Source organism: Acinetobacter sp. FDAARGOS_494 (assembly GCF_003812225.1).
In the GTDB taxonomy this organism is placed as follows: Bacteria; Pseudomonadota; Gammaproteobacteria; order Pseudomonadales; family Moraxellaceae; genus Acinetobacter; species Acinetobacter baumannii.
The window spans coordinates 1,620,783-1,640,012 of the sequence record NZ_CP033866.1 but is presented as its reverse complement, the minus strand read 5'-3'; the positions used below and the strand labels follow the sequence as shown (position 1 = coordinate 1,640,012).

At 41.1% G+C, this 19,230-nt stretch carries 13 protein-coding genes; 7 read left to right on the top strand and 6 right to left on the bottom strand.

What is annotated here, in order from left to right:
* Positions 1-356: 356 nt before the first annotated feature.
* Together EG365_RS07940 and EG365_RS07935 are read left to right on the top strand one after the other, a co-directional pair.
* On the top strand, positions 357-1,700 hold the full coding sequence (locus tag EG365_RS07940) for a sodium-dependent transporter (RefSeq protein WP_000132721.1): 1,344 nt from the start codon (positions 357-359) through the stop codon (positions 1,698-1,700).
* A gap of 12 nt (positions 1,701-1,712) precedes the next feature.
* Positions 1,713-1,856 (top strand): methionine/alanine import family NSS transporter small subunit, encoded by a 144-nt coding sequence (locus tag EG365_RS07935; protein ID WP_001097630.1) that lies wholly within the window; start codon positions 1,713-1,715, stop codon positions 1,854-1,856.
* Positions 1,857-1,898: 42 nt separating this feature from the next.
* On the opposite strand, the gene rsmB is transcribed toward EG365_RS07935, so the two are convergent.
* Complete coding sequence (gene rsmB / locus EG365_RS07930; RefSeq protein ID WP_000084728.1) at positions 1,899-3,203, bottom strand: 16S rRNA (cytosine(967)-C(5))-methyltransferase RsmB; 1,305 nt, start codon at positions 3,201-3,203, stop codon at positions 1,899-1,901.
* Complete coding sequence (gene fmt, locus EG365_RS07925) at positions 3,200-4,162, bottom strand: methionyl-tRNA formyltransferase (RefSeq protein WP_000691198.1); 963 nt, start codon at positions 4,160-4,162, stop codon at positions 3,200-3,202. The genes rsmB and fmt overlap by 4 nt, the downstream gene beginning before the upstream one ends.
* A 347-nt stretch (positions 4,163-4,509) precedes the next feature.
* Between fmt and ilvD the strand changes: the two genes are divergently transcribed.
* From ilvD to EG365_RS07910, 3 genes are all read left to right on the top strand, one after another.
* Positions 4,510-6,339, top strand: a complete 1,830-nt coding sequence (gene ilvD, locus EG365_RS07920; protein ID WP_001113596.1) for a dihydroxy-acid dehydratase — start codon at positions 4,510-4,512, stop codon at positions 6,337-6,339.
* A 313-nt stretch (positions 6,340-6,652) separates the two neighbouring features.
* Complete coding sequence (locus tag EG365_RS07915; protein WP_000055250.1) at positions 6,653-7,942, top strand: hypothetical protein; 1,290 nt, start codon at positions 6,653-6,655, stop codon at positions 7,940-7,942.
* 78 nt (positions 7,943-8,020) lie between these two features.
* Positions 8,021-8,752, top strand: coding sequence for a sulfite exporter TauE/SafE family protein (locus EG365_RS07910; RefSeq protein ID WP_000143314.1), 732 nt, complete (start codon positions 8,021-8,023; stop codon positions 8,750-8,752).
* An 8-nt stretch (positions 8,753-8,760) separates the two neighbouring features.
* Here EG365_RS07910 and EG365_RS07905 read toward each other — a convergent pair whose 3' ends face one another.
* The 4 genes from EG365_RS07905 to EG365_RS07890 form a co-directional block, all read right to left on the bottom strand.
* Positions 8,761-9,651 carry a LysR family transcriptional regulator gene (locus tag EG365_RS07905; RefSeq protein ID WP_001209843.1) on the bottom strand — a complete coding sequence of 297 codons (891 nt, stop codon included), beginning with the start codon at positions 9,649-9,651 and terminating at the stop codon, positions 8,761-8,763.
* A 79-nt stretch (positions 9,652-9,730) separates the two neighbouring features.
* Complete coding sequence (locus EG365_RS07900; protein ID WP_000073451.1) at positions 9,731-11,026, bottom strand: solute carrier family 23 protein; 1,296 nt, start codon at positions 11,024-11,026, stop codon at positions 9,731-9,733.
* 300 nt (positions 11,027-11,326) lie between these two features.
* Positions 11,327-14,011 (bottom strand): phosphoenolpyruvate carboxylase, encoded by a 2,685-nt coding sequence (gene ppc / locus EG365_RS07895; RefSeq protein ID WP_000250585.1) that lies wholly within the window; start codon positions 14,009-14,011, stop codon positions 11,327-11,329.
* Between the two features lie 170 nt (positions 14,012-14,181).
* Positions 14,182-14,805: a TetR/AcrR family transcriptional regulator gene (locus EG365_RS07890; RefSeq protein ID WP_001195316.1), complete on the bottom strand. Its 624-nt coding sequence runs from the start codon at positions 14,803-14,805 to the stop codon at positions 14,182-14,184.
* A 149-nt stretch (positions 14,806-14,954) separates the two neighbouring features.
* Here EG365_RS07890 and EG365_RS07885 point away from each other — a divergent pair, with 149 nt between their 5' ends.
* Together EG365_RS07885 and EG365_RS07880 are read left to right on the top strand one after the other, a co-directional pair.
* Positions 14,955-16,055 (top strand): efflux RND transporter periplasmic adaptor subunit, encoded by a 1,101-nt coding sequence (locus tag EG365_RS07885; protein ID WP_001050652.1) that lies wholly within the window; start codon positions 14,955-14,957, stop codon positions 16,053-16,055.
* A gap of 2 nt (positions 16,056-16,057) precedes the next feature.
* The gene (locus EG365_RS07880; protein ID WP_000671284.1) at positions 16,058-19,183 is read left to right on the top strand and encodes an efflux RND transporter permease subunit; all 3,126 of its coding nucleotides are present in this window, start codon (positions 16,058-16,060) and stop codon (positions 19,181-19,183) included.
* Positions 19,184-19,230: the final 47 nt, after the last annotated feature.

The following is a 19,230-nucleotide window of genomic DNA, read 5'->3' as shown; positions in this document are numbered from 1 at the left end:
ATGGTAGAAAATATCATTGAATGTAAGGAGGTAATAATATGCTTTAAAACAGGAATATTAGCTAAAAAATAACCAATCTAGATAAGAATCTCTAAAAAAACGTAAATTTTCAGACGGAAATTACAGTAAAAAGAAATAAAAACAGGTATTGTTCAGCTATATAGGGGCAAAAAATGGACAAAAATCTTTAAGGAAGAATTTTCTATTTTTGCTTGTTTGTTAAGGGAATAAAAATACTCAAAAGGTGCATTTTATTTTCTACAAACACAAAAGTATTTTTTGGTTCTTTTTTTGCATGCGGAATAACAATCAACAATAGCAGTAAAAATAAGTAATCTTTTAACATTAGGTGTTCTATGACAGATACTCGTGAAAACTGGACGTCACGATCTGGTTTTATTATTGCAGCCGTTGGTTCGGCTGTAGGCTTAGGTAATATTTGGCGCTTTCCGTACGTTGCGTATGAAAATGGCGGTGGTGCGTTTCTTATTCCCTATCTATTAGCACTCATCATTGGTTTGTACTATGCAAGTGTACTTACATGGGCTGGTAGCTATGTTTACTTCTCTATTGGCCAAATGTGGGGAAGTGATCCGGAAGGTTTCTTCTTTAATACCTATTTGCAGACCACAAAAGCAACCGGCTTTGATCTACAGTTTGTAGGTCATTTATTCTGGCCGATTGTTGGGATTTGGGCACTTACTCTCATCATTCTTTATGGTGGTGTGAAAAAAGGTGTGGAATTATCAAATAAGATTTTCATGCCTTTATTATTCATTCTCTTCACTATTTTAGTTATTCAATCGTTACGTTTACCAGGTGCGGTACAAGGTTTAAATGCATTCTTTACACCGAACTGGTCTGCAATGATGGATTATAAAGTTTGGTTAGCTGCCTATGGCCATACTTTCTTTTCACTCTCAGTTGGTTTCGGGATCATGGTGACCTATGCATCCTATTTAAAACCAAAAACGAATTTAACTGGTTCTGGTTTAATCGTTGGTTTTGCAAATGCTTCAACAGAGATTTTAGCGGGTATTGGTATCTTCGCAGCGCTTGGTTTTATGGCACATGCCGCAGGTACTGAAGTTAAGGATGTTGTGAGTGGCGGTATCGGACTCGCATTTATTGCTTTCCCTAAAATTATTTCAAGTTTAGGTTCTGGTGCTGATCTATTCGGTCTTTTGTTCTTCTCTTCATTATTTGTTGCTGGTATTTCTTCAATGGTCAGTATTTTGGAAGTGCCTATTGCAGCAATGCAAGATAAGTTAAAGTGGGGACGTAAGAAAGCGGTAACGATTATTGGTGGTGGTAGTGCACTGGTTTCAATTATTTTATTCTCAAGTGTAAACGCAATTAAGCTCGTTGATATTGTTGATCACTTTATTAATAACATTGGGATTATTGGTGGGGCTTTATTATCAATTATTAGCGTAGCTTGGTTTAAACGTTCAGCACTTAAAGAGCTTCGCGACCATGTAAACCGTATCTCAACCATTCAATTGGGTAAAGGCTGGGACTTCACTTTAACAGTCATTACCTCTTTAATCTTATTAACCACACTCTGTATGACTGTTTTTAATTTGATCAAAAATGGCTATGATACTTATAGTATGAGCTTACAAGGTGTCTTTGGCTGGGGCAGTGTGATTTTCTGTGCAGTCGTTGCTATCGTGTTAAGTAAAATGAAAGATCGCTAGGAGGATAAAATAATGAATACTTCGGCAATCGTGATGTTAATAATTTCGATGGTATTTGTATGGGGTGGATTAGCACTATCCATCTTACATTTAACAAAGCATCCTGAAGAGTTAGATGAAGTTTTAGAAGAAGTAAAAGATCAGCATACGCTTTGATATTCTGATCTAGTAAAAAAGCAGGCATAACGCCTGCTTTTTTTATGTAATCTTTTGAATTTTACAATAATAAAATCCATCACCAGATTGTGCTTCTGGCAACAGTTGTCTGCCATGAACTTGTTCAATTCCCCAATCTGCCTCGATTTTCACTTCTTTTGCATCAGGATGTTCTGTGAAGAAGTTAATCATCTGCTGTTCGTTTTCAGATTTTAAAATTGAGCAGGTGATATAAAGCAATGTACCGCCAACTTTGAGTTGCTGCCACATGTGCTCTAAGATCTGCTTTTGTAGCTCAATGGTTTGGGCTATGTCACTAGATTGGCGCAATAGGCGTATGTCAGGATGACGTCGAATCACACCTGTCGCAGAACAAGGAGCATCAAGTACGATACAATCTACAGGTTGAACAGGATTCCACTTGGTTGCATCGGCTGCCAAAATTTCCGTATGACTTTGATCGAGTGCTAAGCGATTTAAGTTTTCAATCACACGGACTAAACGACTGGGGTCCTGATCAATGGCGATGAGCTGTGCTGGTTTAAACTTTTCAAGCAAATGAGCCATTTTACCCCCTGGGGCAGCACAAGCATCAATAACCGTTTTATTGTTTAAATCAGGCAACAAGGTGGCACATAGCTGTGCATGTTCATCTTGTACAGAGAACCAGCCTTGTTCAAAACCCGGTAACTGAGTGATTTGTACAGATTGCTCAAGGACAATACCAGCTTCGGAAAACAAACACGCACGTGACTGAATGTCTAAACTTTGTAGTTTTGCTAAATAAGCATCTCGACCAATATGACGCTGGTTCACCCGTAAAGTTAAAGGCGCGGCTTGCTTTAACGATTGGCAGAGAGCTTCTGTTTGTTCTCCCCAATCCTTTTTTAACCGTTTAAAAAGCCAACTTGGTAAGCCATGTGCTTGCTGTAAACCTTGCTGAAAGTCATCAGTTTCACGAGTTGCTCGACGCAAAATTGCATTAACAATACCACTGAGTGCAGGGAAACCAAGTTGTTTAGTTGCATCGACTGTTTCCGAGATGGCAGCGTGCGCTGCAATACGCGTGCATAAAACTTGATAAAGGCCCACGTATAGGCAGGTTTCTACAGTCTCATTGTTTAAAGGTTTGCTGAGTAAAGGCAGGCTAATTGACTTAAGTGCGAACCATTGGCGCAATGTACCTAAAACAAGTTCATGAAATAGTGCACGATCACGCTCTGCTACTTGATTCAGCTGTGTATTTAAAATACTAGCGAGCGATTGACCTTGCTGAACTTTTAGCAAGGTCTGGACGACTTGAGCGCGCAGGTTAAAACGTGATGAATTTGAAGTAACCTGACTCATGGCAGAATCTGTCCTACGTGAAGTTTTTGAGTTTGTGCAATTTGTTGAGCATTTAATGCTTTACCACCCGGCCACTGCACACTCGTTAAACAAATAAATGTATTTTCACCGCAAGCGACATGTACACCCTGTTTATCGATTGCAATAATTTCACCAGCTTGAGCATCTGCTTTGTTTTGATTAGAAATTGTTGAATTCCAAACACGCAGCGCATTATTTTCATCAAGTTGAATAAAGGCAACAGGCCATGGGTTGAATGCCCGGATATTGCGGTCAACTTGAACTGCATTCATAGACCAATCAATACGAGCTTCTGATTTCACGAGTTTATGCGCATAGACTGTTAAGCTTTCGTCTTGAACTTCGCGTTCTGCTAAATATTTTTGCAGAGTTTCTTCTGACTCAAGTACCGCACAAATTGCTGTTGCACCTTGAGCTGCAAGTTTGTCATGCAACGTCGCTGATGTATCTTCGGAAGTGATTGGGCAATAGGTTTTATACATCATATCGCCTGTATCTAAACCCGCCGCCATTTGCATGATGGTGATACCAGTTTCATCGTCACCTGTTGCAATTGCACGCTGAATCGGTGCTGCACCGCGCCAGCGTGGTAATAATGAGCCGTGAATATTTAAACAGCCATATTTAGGTGTATCGAGTACAGCTTGTGGAAGAATTAAGCCATATGCCGCAACCACCATGACATCAGCGCCTAAAGCAGCAAGTTCTTGTTGAGCTGCCAAGCCTTCTTCAGTTGAAGCTTTGAAGTGAAGCGGTTGATAAACAGGAATATTATGTTCCAGCGCAAGCTGTTTTACAGGAGACGGTGTTAGTTTTTGTCCACGACCTGCTTTACGGTCTGGTTGAGTATAAACCGCGATAATTTCATGGGAAGTTTTTAGTAGAGCCGCCAATGCTGTTGCAGCAAATTCGGGGGTGCCAGCAAAAATAATTTTCACAAATGCAATCCAAAAAAAGTTTAACGCTAGTATACGTGAAAAACGATTGAAGCCCTAAATCGAGGTCAAAGGAGAGCTAAAGCCATAAATAGTGAACAAAAAATTATTCAAAAACTTTTATTGATAAAAAAAGGTTATAAAAAAATAAAAAATTATTCATGTAAGTTTTGCTAAATATTGACTGAGTATTATCGTTCTTGGCTTTCCCAATATTATTTGCTTCTATAGAATGGAGAATGATCAAATTATGATGATGAGTCAATATTCCGACTGATCTAACGCTATATCAGTATCATTCAGCCAGAGTGGAAGTCATTTCACTCAAGCACAACTTGTTGGAAACACAAATGCCTGACTATCGTTCAAAAACATCGACACACGGAAGAAATATGGCTGGCGCACGTGGCTTATGGCGTGCAACAGGAATGAAAGATGAAGATTTCGGCAAACCGATTATTGCAGTGGTCAATTCATTTACCCAATTTGTTCCAGGCCACGTCCATCTGAAAGATTTAGGACAGCTTGTCGCGGCAGAAATTCAGGCAGCAGGTGGTGTTGCTAAAGAGTTCAATACAATCGCGGTGGATGACGGTATCGCAATGGGGCATGACGGCATGCTTTATTCATTACCATCACGTGATTTAATTGCGGACTCAGTTGAATATATGGTGAATGCACATTGCGCCGATGCGATGGTGTGTATTTCGAACTGTGACAAAATTACTCCGGGAATGTTGATGGCTGCGATGCGTCTAAATATTCCTGTGGTATTTGTGTCTGGCGGACCAATGGAAGCAGGTAAGGTTAAATTCCGCGGTGATGAAAAAGCAATTGACCTTGTAGATGCTATGGTTGTTGCAGCTGATGACAGCTACACAGACGAAGAAGTTGCAGAATTTGAACGTTCAGCATGTCCAACTTGTGGTTCGTGTTCAGGTATGTTCACTGCGAACTCAATGAACTGTTTAACAGAAGCGCTAGGTTTATCGTTACCGGGCAATGGTTCTATCGTTGCAACGCATGCAAACCGTAAAAAATTATTCTTAAAAGCAGGTCAGCTTATTGTTGAATTGGCCAAACGCTACTATGAGCAAAATGATGCAAGTATTTTGCCTCGTTCAATTGCCACTAAAGCTGCTTTTAAAAATGCGATGACACTTGATATTGCAATGGGTGGTTCAACCAATACAGTTCTTCACTTGTTAGCTGCGGCAAATGAAGCTGAAGTTGATTTTACGATGGACGATATTGATGAATTGTCACGTCGAGTACCAGTGCTTTCAAAAGTAGCACCAGCAAAACAAGACGTACATATGGAAGATGTACATCGTGCAGGCGGTATCATGGCCATTTTAGGCGAGCTTGATCGTGCGAATCTACTTGATGTATCTGTACCGACAGTACATGAGAAAACATTAAAAGATGCGTTAGATAAGTGGGATATTATCCGTACTGAAGATCCAGAGGTATATGAGTTCTATCGTTCATCTCCGGGTGGTGTTCCAACTCAAGTTGCATTCTCACAAAACCGCTACTACTCAACTTTAGATGGCGACCGTGAAAAGGGCGTAATTCGTAATGCAGAACATGCATTCTCTAAAGATGGTGGTTTAGCTGTTTTATACGGCAACATCGCACTTGATGGTTGTATCGTAAAAACTGCGGGTGTAGATGAATCTATTTTAAAATTCACTGGTACAGCACGCGTTTTTGAGAGCCAAGATGCAGCTGTAGAAGCAATTTTAGGCAATGAGATTAAAGCTGGCGATGTTGTTGTTATTCGCTACGAAGGTCCACGTGGTGGTCCGGGCATGCAAGAAATGCTTTACCCAACCAGCTATCTTAAATCTAAAGGTTTAGGAAAAGACTGTGCGTTGGTTACAGATGGTCGTTTCTCTGGTGGTTCATCAGGTCTTTCAATTGGTCACGTTTCGCCAGAAGCCGCTGAAGGTGGTGCGATTGGTTTGGTTGAAGATGGCGATACCATCGAAATTGATATTCCAAATCGTACCATTCACTTGAATATTGATGATGCGACTATGGCGCACCGTCGTACAGTTCAAGAAGCGAAAGGCTGGCATCCGAAAGAAGAACGTAAACGTAAAGTATCAAAAGCGTTAAAAGTTTATGCAATGCATACCACAAGTGCGGCAAAAGGAGCTGTACGCGTTCTATAAAATATTCAATTTTAATAATTGAGTAGGAAACATGCACCCATTAACACGATGAATTGTTATCATGTTAAGGGTGCATTTTTTATGTCTGGTAAAAAAAATCCGCTTGTAGAAAAAGGTGGTTTCAGATCATTCTATGGGTTTGCCATAAAATGGTGATAAAATCTTCACCTACGCAGAAACTCGCGAAATAACATGACATATTTTCTGCGCGAACTTAGGTAGTCATTTTTCCATCTCGACTACTGTTTCACCTTGCACTATGATCAAAATAACTTTTGATCTCGCTTAGGATTTATTTTTAGAGGCACTACTCATGTCACTGCTACGCCGTTGGTTTGACCCTATCCGATCGAGCTGGTTTTACCAAAAGCCTTCTCGTCAAGCGGTGTTACCCACGGAAAATGGTTTAAGTATTTATTTACGACTTGATGATGTGTATAGCTATCTGGCTGTTCAGCAATTGTCTCAGCTAGATGAAATTTTAAGTGATGAACTTAAACCTTTAAAAATTATTATTTCCCATACGGCTTCTGAACCTCCAAATAGCATGACGCATGAGGAGTGGCAGCATTATTGTTTAAATGATGCCAAAATTTTAGCAAATCAGCATCGGTTTGCTTTTGATGAGTTTCCAGAAATCCCAAGTCCAGAATCTTTAAAACAAGCCGCTGTCATATTAAAAAGAACCCCACTACAAGGTCAGAACTTCTTACATTTACTTGAAGATATCTTTCACATGCTTTGGCAACAGCAATATGGAAAATTGCGTACTCTACATGCCATGGCAGTCAAGCATCAGGTTCCTCAGCATTTTCCAGAACGTATTTTTACGGATGAACCTGTTCGAGCGGCATACTTTGAGTTTGGTGGACGTAAATATCATGCAGTAGATGATTTATTACGTTTAACCCGACGTTTAAAACAACAAAAGTTACTGACAGGTAATCCGATATTTTTAATTAATCATATCGAATGGCGTGAACATTTGATTAATGATGCTGAGGCGTTAAATGAAATTCAGGCTTTGCATCCTGAACTTGATGTATTTATCGCTTTAGAAGACCCGATGAGCTGGTTGTTGCTTGCCTATATTAAAGAAGAGCTCGCAGACTATTATGATATTCAGCTAAAAGTTTATCCTTTGAGTTATCGGGGCCGAGACTGGTTTGACTGGAGCTTGGCAACACGTGTGTCTAAACGTACCGAGGTTGCTTTTACACCTTTTTGCCGACCTACAGAAGAAAGTACGCTTGGGATGGCAAAGCTTTTCTATAGTGTGCCGGAAAATCAGCAACTTGATACAATTTTCACTATTTTGCAGGCTGTTTGGACGAAAGGAAAAGATCTATCTTTCCAGAAGCATTTCCAACAGTTACAGCAGCAACTGGGTATTGAGCAGTTAACTGAACAGGATATACAGTCGGTTTTAGCGCAAAATGATGCACTTTGCCAAGACAAGCATCAACCTGATTTGCCGGTTTTAGAGTTGCGTATCGATGGGCAAAGCTATGTATTTAATAGCCTGTATCGGGTTTGGATGATTGAAAGTATTTTTAGCAATGTTTTAGAAGAAAAATACAAAACGGCCTCAACTTCTAATTGAGGCCTACTCCTAAAAACAAGAATAGGGCAAAGCCTGTTTTTTCCGTAGCATAACCATGTAGGGAATCGGAGATAAACAGTGACATTTCTAGCAATTATTATTGTGGTGTTTGCCTTCGCGGGCATGATTAAAGGCATGATCGGTTTAGGATTGCCCGCGGTATCGATGGGTTTACTCACCATCGCAATGAGCCCTTTTCAGGCAGCCTCTCTGCTCATTGTCCCTTCAATGGTCACCAACGTCTGGCAGCTTTTTGCTGAAGGGCATGTCTGGGCGTTTATTCGGCGTTTCTGGACATTGCTTGTCGGCATTATAGTAGGTTCAATATGGAGCTTTTTACCTACTTTAAGTCAAAGTCATGGGCATAGTAGTGAAATTTTATTAGGCTGTATGTTGGCCTTATATGGACTCTATGGGCTATGCGTAAAGAGACTTCCACACTTAGGAAAGCATGAAGGTTGGCTATCACCCATTATTGGATATATCGGCGGGGCAGTGACTGTAGCAACAGGCGTCATTATTATTCCTATCGTACCGTATTTGCAGTCTTTGCATTTAAAACGTGATGAGTTGGTACAGGCTTTAGGATTAACGTTTACGGTCTCTACCATTTGCCTTGCTGTGTTTTTACACCATAACCCGATGTCAGGGATATCACTGGACTATCGTTTATCTTTCGCTGCGTTGTTGGCTGCGCTCATTGGAATGTGGATCGGTAAAAAAATCCGCTATCGACTGAATGAGCAAATATTTCGCCGTATCTTTTTTATAGGCTTGATGTCATTAGGACTTTATATGATTTTGCATTAAGTCAATTTTTAAGGACGATGCTGCAATAAAAAGTCTGCAAACTGTTGATAACTACTGGGCAACTGATTGAAACTTTGTGTGGCCAAAAGTAGTTTACGGTTTGCCCATGCGCCTAGCAGTTGAATTGAATGGAAATCATAGTCTGATTGTAGGCGCTGTGCAGCACGGGCAGGCATAATCGCAATTCCCACACCTTTGGCGACTACCTCGGCAATTGCGCCAAAGTTAGGTAAGCGCAACCGATACTGTATATTAAAGCCTAATAATTTGGCTTGGGTTTCAATGGACTGTTGTAAAGAGTGATGCGATTTGAGTCCAATAAAACCATAGCTTAAAGCATCTACTAAATTTAGCTCTTTGTAGTAGGCTAACTCATGTGTCACAGGGCAAATAAGTACTAATGGGTCGCTTGCAAACTCTTTAGTTTGCAAATGTCGGGTATTGAAAAAACTCGAGACTAGGCCAAGACTTGCAATCCCTTGGGTTAATGCATCTACAATTTCTGAACTTTCTGCTTCATGCAAATCGATATTCATTTCGGGATGAAGCACTAGATATTGCGGTAATAAGGTAGGTAGATATTCACTTTGAGCAGATGAGTTACACCAAAGTGTTAATGCTTCTGTTGTCGGCTGTCTGAACCGCTGCATTTCGTGTTCGAGTTGATCTTTTTGAGCTAAAAGCTGACGAGCATGCTCTACAAATGCATGTCCAGCAGTAGTGAGTTCTACGCCTGTGGTTTGTCGAATAAATAAGGGGGTCTCAAAATACTGTTCAAGTTTTTTTATACGTTCACTCGCCGCCTGAAGTGAAATCGCAGAGCGGTCAGCGCCTTTGGTGAGGCTACCAGTCGAGACAATATGAAGAACCAGCTGTAAATCAAAAAAATCAAAACGCATGATAGGAACGTATTGAAATGCAAAAATTCATCATACTAAATCGGAATGAAAAAAGGCAGCTTGCGCTGCCTTTTAGAATTTAGGTTTTATCTTTTAAACTAAACAGCCAGTTTAAAATAATGGCTGCAAACGTTGCTGTACCAATACCACCTAAATTGAAATTACCGAACAATAATTCAAAGTTTCCAGCACCCAAAATAATGGTTACTGAAGCCACAATCAGATTTTTATTGTTAGAAAAATCGACTTTGTTTTCAATCCAGATTTTTGCACCGGCAATGGTAATTAAGCCAAATACCACAATAGATGCACCTGTAAGGACTGCACTTGGAATGGTACTAATGACAGCGCCAAATTTTGGTGATAGACCTAAGAAAATAGCAAAGATGCCTGCAATCACAAATACAATGGTTGAGTACACACGAGTGACTGCCATCACACCAATGTTTTCACCATAAGTCGTCATCCCTGGCGCACCAACACTACCAGAAAGTGTCGTAGCTAAACCATCAGCGACAAAGGCTTTGCCTAATTGTGGAGTTAGGTTTTCTCCAGTCATTGCACCTACTGCTTTGATATGGCCTAAGTTTTCTGCTACTAAAATCAGTGCAACCGGTGCAATAATTAAAATAGCCTTAGTATCAAAAGTAGGATGTGAAAAGTTTGGAATACCGAACCACGAAGCTTGTGAGATCTGGCTAAAATCGATCGGTTTACCTAAACCTAGACCGTTTGTCGCAATCGCATAGATTACATAAGCCAAGATCAAACCTACCAATAGAAGTAGACGCTGCAATAAGCCTCGTGTAAAAACTGCAATACTGCCCATACAAAGTACAGTAATTAAGGCCATCCACATTTCAAATGGCTGTCCTGCAACGCCTTTAATGGTAACAGGGGCAAGGTTGAGACCAATAATCATCACAATTGCACCAGTCACCACAGGCGGCATAAGTTTTTCAATCCAGCGTGTACCCGTGAGCATGACAATAAAACCGATGAGTGCATAAAAAATACCGCACGCTACGATCCCGCCCAACGCAATAGAAAGATTTGGATTGGCCCCTGAACCTGTGATATGCCCCGTGGCTGCTGCAACAACCCCAATAAAGGCAAAACTCGATCCTAAATAACTAGGAACACGACCACCTGTAATTAAGAAGAACAGGATGGTACAGATACCTGACATTAAAATAGCAAGGTTAGGGTTAAAGCCCATGAGTAAAGGTGCTAAAACAGTTGCTCCAAACATGGCAAATGCATGTTGGATACCTAAAATAGCACTTTGAACTGGAGGGAGATATTCATTGGTAGAGACCGGCCGATGGTCAACATCACCTTGGTAAGGCTGCCATTTGGGAAACCAGTTGGACATAAAATAAGCTCATTATTCTTTAATTGGTGCAATGATACTCTTTCTTGTAAAAGCATTTAATCTCTTGTATTGAATATGAAAGTGAAAAGTAATTATTTTTTAACGATCGGTATAATTTTATAAATTCTAAATATAAGGAATTAGGTGTTTTTTTCTGATAAAAATTAATTTTATGATTTTTAAAAAAATATTCTAAAAAATGAAAAATCGAGGAAAATTTGAGAAAAACAAGGAATTTTGCAAGTAAAAAGCAGCACATCCGAGATGCACTGCTTTAAGAAAGTAGTTAGTAAAATGAGCTTAGCCTGTATTACGTAAACCAGCAGCAATTCCGGCAATACTTACCATAAGTGCATGGTCAACAGGGGTATGCTCTGCCTGACGTTCAGCAAGATAATCACGGCGGCGTTTCATGAGTTCAGCTTGTAAAAGATGCAAAGGCAGTAAATAAGGTTTACGAACTTGCATAGACTGATCCAAAACTTCATTGTCGCTTAATAGTTTTGATTCATCTTTTAACGTAAGCAAGGTTTCCACAGCATCTTTTAGACGTTGGCGTAACTGATTGCCGAGCACTTTTAAGTCTTCATCTTCAGTCAAATGAGACTCGTAATAGAGTGCAATATTGGCATCGGCTTTAGACAATACCATTTCCAGCATATCAATAAGTGTCTGGAAATAAGGCCATTGCTGAAGCATTTCATCAAGCGTTGCTTTTTGCTGATCAGCAATCACTTCATTAATCGCCGCACCTGTACCTAACCATGCAGGTAACATCAAACGGATTTGTGTCCAAGCAAACACCCATGGAATGGCACGTAAAGATTCGATACCGCCACTTACTTTACGTTTTGCCGGACGTGAACCTAGTGGTAACATTTGTAATTCAAGCTCAGGAGTGACAGTCCGTAAGTACTTCACAAAATGCGGGTTTTCACGAACTGTTTGACGATAAACCTTCACAGAATGATCTGTCATACGGTTCATAAGTTCACGCCACTCAGCCTTAGGCTCTGGTGGTGGTAATAATGTCGCTTCAAGCGTTGCTGCGGTATAGATTTCAAGGTTTTGCATGGCAATACCTTCTAGACCGAATTTGAAGCGGATCATTTCACCTTGTTCTGTCACACGAATTGCACCAGAGATTGAGCCCGGTGGTTGCGAAAAGAGTGCTTGTTGCGTTGGAGCACCACCACGGCTAATTGAGCCGCCACGACCGTGGAACAGAGTCAACTGTACGCCGTGTTTACGAGCAATTGCAGTCAGCTCTTCTTGAGCACGGTATTGGGCCCAGTTAGCAGACATGAAACCGGCATCTTTTGCTGAATCCGAGTAGCCGATCATGACTTCATGTTTACCCTGAATGTGCTGCTTATACCAATGCATATTAAACAACGTATTCATGGTAGTTGCTGCGCCATCTAAATCTTTTAAAGTCTCAAATAAAGGCACTACACGTAAAGGATGCTGAATACCGGCTTCTTTTTGCAATAACAATACAGCTAAAACATCACTTGGATATTCAGCCATAGAAATAATATAAGCCCCTAAAGACTCAGGTGGTTGGTCTGCCAAAGTACGCATGGTTGCAAATACTTCTTGTACATCTGGGTGACCAATCAAACTACCTTCTGGCTCATTAATATACTTCGGTAGTAGCGGGCGTTTGCTTTGGAGCTCCTGAATAAGGAAGTTTTGGCGCGCTTGTTCAGTCCATGACTCAAAATTACCCAGACCTAAGTATTCGGTAATTGCTGAAATGGCTTGGCGATGACGACCTGATTCTTGGCGAATATCGAGCTTAAGTAGTTCAATACCAAAACAGTTCACACGGTAGATAAAGTCGAGTAGTTGACCATTCGCGATTTCAGGTAGATTACTGTCAATTAGAGAGCGATAGCACAGCAATAATGGTTGTAACAGTTCATCTTTGCTTTTAATGACATTGCTGTCATCAGCTTCTAAGCCTTGTAGGCGCTGAGCTAACCAATGACGAGTTGCTTTTAAACGCTCACGTGTTGCACGTAAATACTCACGATAAGGCTCTGGATGAGGACTACCAATGGCTTGAACCATTTCTTCGGAACAAGACTGAATTGATAGTTCCCAACGTAAGTTTTCGATATCTCTTAGATAGAGGTCGGCAGCTTGCCAGCGTGATAACCATAATACTTCTTGGGTAATTTGATGAGTAACGTTCGGGTTACCATCACGGTCTCCACCCATCCAAGATGCAAAACGTACCGGAGCAATATGAAGTGGTAAGTTTTGTTGGCAATTGTCTTGGACCAGTTCATTTAGCTCACGGATAAATTTAGGAACAGCATTCCAAAGTGTTTGCTCAATTGTGGCAAAGCCCCATTTTGCTTCATCTACCGGGGTCGGGCGGTGCTGCCTGATTTCATCTGTTTGCCAAGCCGAACTAATTTGTTGTTTTAAATTGGCAAGAGCATTTTGTCGTTCACGCGGAGTAAGTTTTTGCTGATCAAGTTGTGATAGACAAGCATTGATATCGTCATATTTTTGAATCAGGGTACGACGACTCACTTCTGTTGGATGCGCCGTAAGTACCAATTCAATCTTAAGATCACAAATTTGCTGGAACAGTTTTTCCGTCGAAATATTTTTATCTTTAAACTTTTTAAATAAGTGAACAAGGGGATTCGGGGAGTTTGCATCCGGATCGAACTCTGCCTGTCTGCGGCTACGTACCACATGATATTGCTCAGCAATATTGGCAAAATTGAGGAAGTGAGAAAAAGCGCGGGTAAGAGGCAATAGCTCTTCATCGGGCAATTCTAAAAATAATTGTTCTAATTGCTTTTCGGCTTCAGCTTGACCATCACGTGCACCTTTGGCAAGAGCACGGATTTGCTCGATCTGATTAAACAGTTCTTGTCCTGCATGCTGTTTTAGGGTTTCACCTAATAAATTGCCAAGTAAGCGGACATCCTCACGCAGTGGCGCATCGATTTGCTGAACCATGCTATTTTCTCCTGTTCTTATTCTTTTCGAATATAGCGCGATTAACGAACATTCCAAGCTTTGAGCGTAAGAAAATGTGAATTTTTGCTTAAAAAATAACATTTAAATCGCTTATAACGCTTTAAAAGTCGACATGCACCCGTTGCAAATTTTGGCAATCGGACTTTGGTTTAATGCCGATATCTGAGTAGAAATAAATCAATAGCATCCCGAATAAACCGATCTATCTCTTGAGCATTCGGTACAGGAATAATTCTAAGTAGAACCTTGTGATGGCGTACACCAAGCAATAAGGTCAAAAGCAGCTCTGTTTGATATAGCGGATCATCGGCTTGAATAAAACCTAATTGAGCAGCTTTTTGAAAAAACTCAACTAACTGATTTTGCAGACGGGTATGGGATGCATTAAAAAACTGTAGGGCGAGTGGACTTTGCTCTGCTGCAAGTTCAAATAATACATGCTCGAGTTTAAGTGCTTCGGGGGAATAAATAATCTGCAAGGCACGTGAACACACTATATAAAGTGTTTGATAAAAGTCTGCCGATGCATCTAATTCAAATGGTTTAGTGCCTAGAGTCTCTTCACAAGTTTCTGTAATGGCACAGATAAACAGGTTTGCTTTGTCTTGAAAGTGATTATAAACCGTGAGTTTAGTAACGCCTGCTTCCTGTGCAATCAGGTTCATGCTGGTACCGTGATAACCGGACTTTAAAAAAATAGCTTTAGCGGCCTGTAAGATACGAGCACGCTTTTCCAGATCTTTGGGGCGACCACTTTGATTAACTGTTTGCACGAAACCCTCTAATAAAACTATATAAAAATAAATACTTATAAGTTTTTCTTTAATTAATGTACCGTCGGGTATATTAATTAAAAAACAAACAAACTATGATGCAAATATATTGTGCCTTAAAAAACCAGTTTGAATAAGAGCGATAAGATATGAATCTGTTAAAACCTCTCATCATGAGTATGATGATTGTTTGCATGGTCACATTAACGGGGTGTAGTAAAGAGGCTCCCAAAACAGAAGAAATACCCTATGTAATGGTGACCCAGCCTTCAACCACACTTCACGAACAGAAAAGCTATGCTGGAGATGTACAGGCTCGACAACAAACTGCCTTGGCATTTCGGGTGGGTGGACAAGTTACGGCTCGCTATGTGGATGTAGGTGACCGAGTTAGAGTTGGGCAAGTATTAGCAAAACTCGATGTGGCGGATGCACAGCTACAATTAAATGCTGCCAAAGCTCAATTAGAAAACGCACAGGCAGCAGCAAAAACAGCCTCAGATGAGCTTAAGCGGTTTCAACAATTATTACCTATAAATGCCGTGAGCCGTTCGCAATACGATACGGTAAAAAATCAATATGATGCGGCTCAGGCAGCATTACAACAAGCTCGTTCTAATTATGAAGTCTCTGCCAACCAGACTGGTTATAACCAACTTGTTTCTAATAAAAACGGGGTGATTACAGCGCGTAATATTGAAATTGGACAGGTGGTTGCAGCAGGGCAAGCGGCTTATCAACTGGCAATTGATGGTGAACGTGAAGTGGTCATCGGCGTACCGGAACAAGCAGTTAGCGAGATTAAAGTTGGCCAAGCGGCATGGATAACTTTGTGGTCTAAACCGAACGAACGATTTGCCGGATATGTACGCGAAGTTTCTCCAGCTGCTGACCAGTCCCGTACATTCACAGTTAAGGTGGCACTCAAAGAAGGTCAGTCTGCTATTCAGCTTGGGCAAAGTGCACGCGTATTTTTTAGTTCGACTCAAACTAATGTCATGAGTGTGCCACTTTCGAGTGTATCTGCAACAGATAACCAACCTTATGTATGGGTGGTGAATGCGAATCAGACCTTACGTAAAGTGCCTGTAACGATTGGTGCTTATGGCAGAGATAGTGTGCCGGTATTATCGGGTTTAACACCAAATGATTGGGTAGTGATTGGTGGTGTGCACTTGCTGCGCGATAAACAGAAGATTCACCCGATTGATCGTGAAAATCGTGCAGTGAAAATTCAGGGAGCCAAATAACCATGAAATTTAATCTCTCTGAATGGGCACTGAACAATAAAGGTATTGTCCTTTATTTCATGCTCTTGCTCGGCATTATTGGTGCAATTTCTTATTCAAAACTCTCACAAAGTGAAGATCCGCCATTTACCTTTAAAGTCATGGTCGTACAAACCTACTGGCCAGGCGCGACAGCCAAAGAAGTTTCTACTTTAGTTACGGACCGTATCGAAAAGGAACTGATGACCACAGGTCAGTATGACAAGATTATGGCGTATTCCCGTCCAGGCGAGTCGATGGTGACTTTTGTTGCTAAAGATTCTCTCACTTCTGCGCAGATTCCTGATGTTTGGTACAACGTTCGGAAGAAGGTCAATGACATTCGCCATGAACTCCCAAGTGGGGTGCAAGGTCCATTTTTTAATGATGAATTTGGCGATACCTTCGGTAATATTTATGTACTGACAGGCAAAGACTTTGACTATGCGCTTTTGAAAGAATATGCCGATCGTTTGCAATTACAACTACAGAGAGTCAAAGATGTAGGCAAAGTTGAGCTAATTGGGCTACAAGATCAGAAAATCTGGATTGAAATTTCAAATACTAAAGCCGTTCAGCTTGGGATTCCTGTTTCTGCCATACAAGAAGCCCTACAAAAGCAAAATAGCATGGCAAGTGCAGGTTTTTTTGAAACTGGAACGGATCGTATTCAAATTCGAGTAAGTGGCCAATTACAAAGCGTAGATGACATTAAAAAAATGCCTTTACTGGTAGGCGATAAAACCATTCAGCTTGGTGACGTTGCTGATGTCTACCGTGGTTTTAGCCAACCTGCTCAGCCGCGTATGCGTTTTATGGGTGACAATGGTATTGGTATTGCCGTATCTATGCGTAAAGGCGGCGATATTATTGCCTTAGGTAAAAATCTGGAAACTGAATTTGCCCAACTGCAAAAAACATTACCTCTAGGTATGAAACTACAAAAAGTATCTGACCAACCAGTAGCGGTACAACGTAGTATCCATGAGTTTGTCAAAGTACTTGCTGAAGCGGTCATTATTGTCTTGTTAGTGAGCTTTTTCTCATTAGGTTTCCGGACGGGTTTAGTTGTCGCTTTTTCCATTCCTTTGGTTTTAGCAATGACTTTTGCTGGCATGAATTTATTTGATGTCGGGCTGCACAAGATTTCGCTTGGTGCCCTAATTCTAGCTTTGGGCCTGCTTGTAGATGATGCCATTATTGCGGTCGAGATGATGGCCATTAAGATGGAGCAGGGGTATAGCCGAATTAAGGCCGCCGGATTTGCATGGAAAACAACAGCATTTCCGATGTTGACGGGGACATTAATTACCGCTGCAGGCTTTTTACCTATTGCTACGGCTCAGTCCAGTACAGGTGAATACACACGCTCTATCTTTCAGGTCGTGACGATTGCTTTATTGGTGTCGTGGGTTGCCGCAGTTTTATTTGTACCTTATTTGGGTGAAAAACTACTACCTGATTTTACCAAGATGGGTCATCAAGCACCTTGGTATGTCCGTTTGTGGGCAAGAATAACTAAAAAACCGCAACTGCAAACTGTGGCCATTTCACAGGACCATCATTACGATCCTTATCAATCGAGTTTCTATTTACGTTTTCGGAAAATGGTCGAGTTTTGTGTGACCTACCGTAAAACCGTGATTGTAACAACGGTGGGGATTTTTGTGCTGTCTGTACTCATGTTTAAGATGGTGCCACAGCAGTTTTTCCCGCCTTCAAACCGCGCTGAAATTTTAGTCGATTTAAAACTCGAAGAAGGCGCATCGTTAACCGCTACAGAGCAAGCGGTGAAAAAGGTTGAACAATTCCTGTCTAAACAAAAAGGCATTGATAATTATGTAGCCTATGTCGGTACAGGTTCACCACGTTTTTATTTACCTCTAGACCAGCAATTACCGCAAGCTAGCTTTGCGCAGTTTGTTGTTTTGGCATCATCGCTTGATGATCGTGATGAAATTCGCCGTTCGTTAGACACCCAAATTAAGCAGTTACTCCCACAAGTCCGTACTCGTGTGTCATTACTCGAAAATGGCCCACCTGTTGGTTATCCATTGCAGTATCGTGTGTCAGGTGAAGATTTAAATCTGGTACGTAAAGAAGCACAGCAGGTTGCTAGGGTAATTAGTGAAAACCCGAATACCACCAATGTGCATTTGGATTGGGGTGAGCCAAGCAAGATTATTTCAATTCAAATTGATCAAGACCGTGCTCGACAAATGGGTGTGTCCAGCCTCGATTTAGCCAACTTCTTGAACGCCTCAATTACAGGTAGTGCGATTGAACAGTATCGTGAAAAGCGTGAGCTGATCGAAATCCGATTACGTGGTGATAAAGCTGAGCGCGTTGAAGTAGCTTCACTGGCAAGCCTTGCAGTACCAACAGCGAATGGAACAACTGTACCTTTAGCCCAGATTGCGAAAATTGAATACAAATTTGAAGATGGTCTGATTTGGCACCGTAATCGGTTACCGACAATTACTGTTCGTGCAGATATTCGTACCAATTTACAGCCAGCTACCGTTGTTGGTGAGTTAGCTGAATCAATGGACAAGTTACGCGCTGAGCTGCCAAGTGGCTACCTCATTGAAGTGGGGGGAACAGTGGAAGAGTCGGCACGCGGACAAAGTTCGGTCAATGCCGGTATGCCACTCTTTTTGGCAGTGGTCATGACATTACTCATGATTCAGCTGAAGAGTTTGTCTCGGGCAACAATTGTATTTTTGACTGCACCATTAGGCTTAATTGGCGTTGTTTTATTCTTACTTTTGTTTAATAAACCATTTGGTTTTGTTGCCATGCTAGGAACCATTGCCTTATCCGGCATGATTATGCGTAACTCACTCATTCTGATTGATCAGATTGAACAAGACAGACAGGCAGGGCATCCAACGTGGGAAGCAATTATTGATGCAACAGTACGCCGTTTCCGTCCGATCATTCTCACGGCATTGGCAGCAGTACTCGCCATGATCCCTCTTTCGCGGAGTATTTTCTTCGGTCCAATGGCTGTTGCAATTATGGGCGGACTCATTGTTGCTACCTTGCTGACATTATTTTTCTTACCTGCATTGTATGCAGCGTGGTTTAAGGTGAAAAAAACAGCATAAAATACATAAATTTTTTGTGAATAAAGGTGCGAAATATTGAAAAGTCC

Coding starts and splice junctions, on each gene's coding strand:
- EG365_RS07940 (WP_000132721.1), top strand. CDS start 357: ATGACAGATACTCGTGAAAACTGGACGTCACGATCTGGTTTTATTATT.
- EG365_RS07935 (WP_001097630.1), top strand. CDS start 1,713: ATGAATACTTCGGCAATCGTGATGTTAATAATTTCGATGGTATTTGTA.
- rsmB (WP_000084728.1), bottom strand. CDS start 3,203: ATGAGTCAGGTTACTTCAAATTCATCACGTTTTAACCTGCGCGCTCAA.
- ilvD (WP_001113596.1), top strand. CDS start 4,510: ATGCCTGACTATCGTTCAAAAACATCGACACACGGAAGAAATATGGCT.
- EG365_RS07915 (WP_000055250.1), top strand. CDS start 6,653: ATGTCACTGCTACGCCGTTGGTTTGACCCTATCCGATCGAGCTGGTTT.
- EG365_RS07905 (WP_001209843.1), bottom strand. CDS start 9,651: ATGCGTTTTGATTTTTTTGATTTACAGCTGGTTCTTCATATTGTCTCG.
- EG365_RS07900 (WP_000073451.1), bottom strand. CDS start 11,026: ATGTCCAACTGGTTTCCCAAATGGCAGCCTTACCAAGGTGATGTTGAC.
- ppc (WP_000250585.1), bottom strand. CDS start 14,011: ATGGTTCAGCAAATCGATGCGCCACTGCGTGAGGATGTCCGCTTACTT.
- EG365_RS07885 (WP_001050652.1), top strand. CDS start 14,955: ATGAATCTGTTAAAACCTCTCATCATGAGTATGATGATTGTTTGCATG.
- EG365_RS07880 (WP_000671284.1), top strand. CDS start 16,058: ATGAAATTTAATCTCTCTGAATGGGCACTGAACAATAAAGGTATTGTC.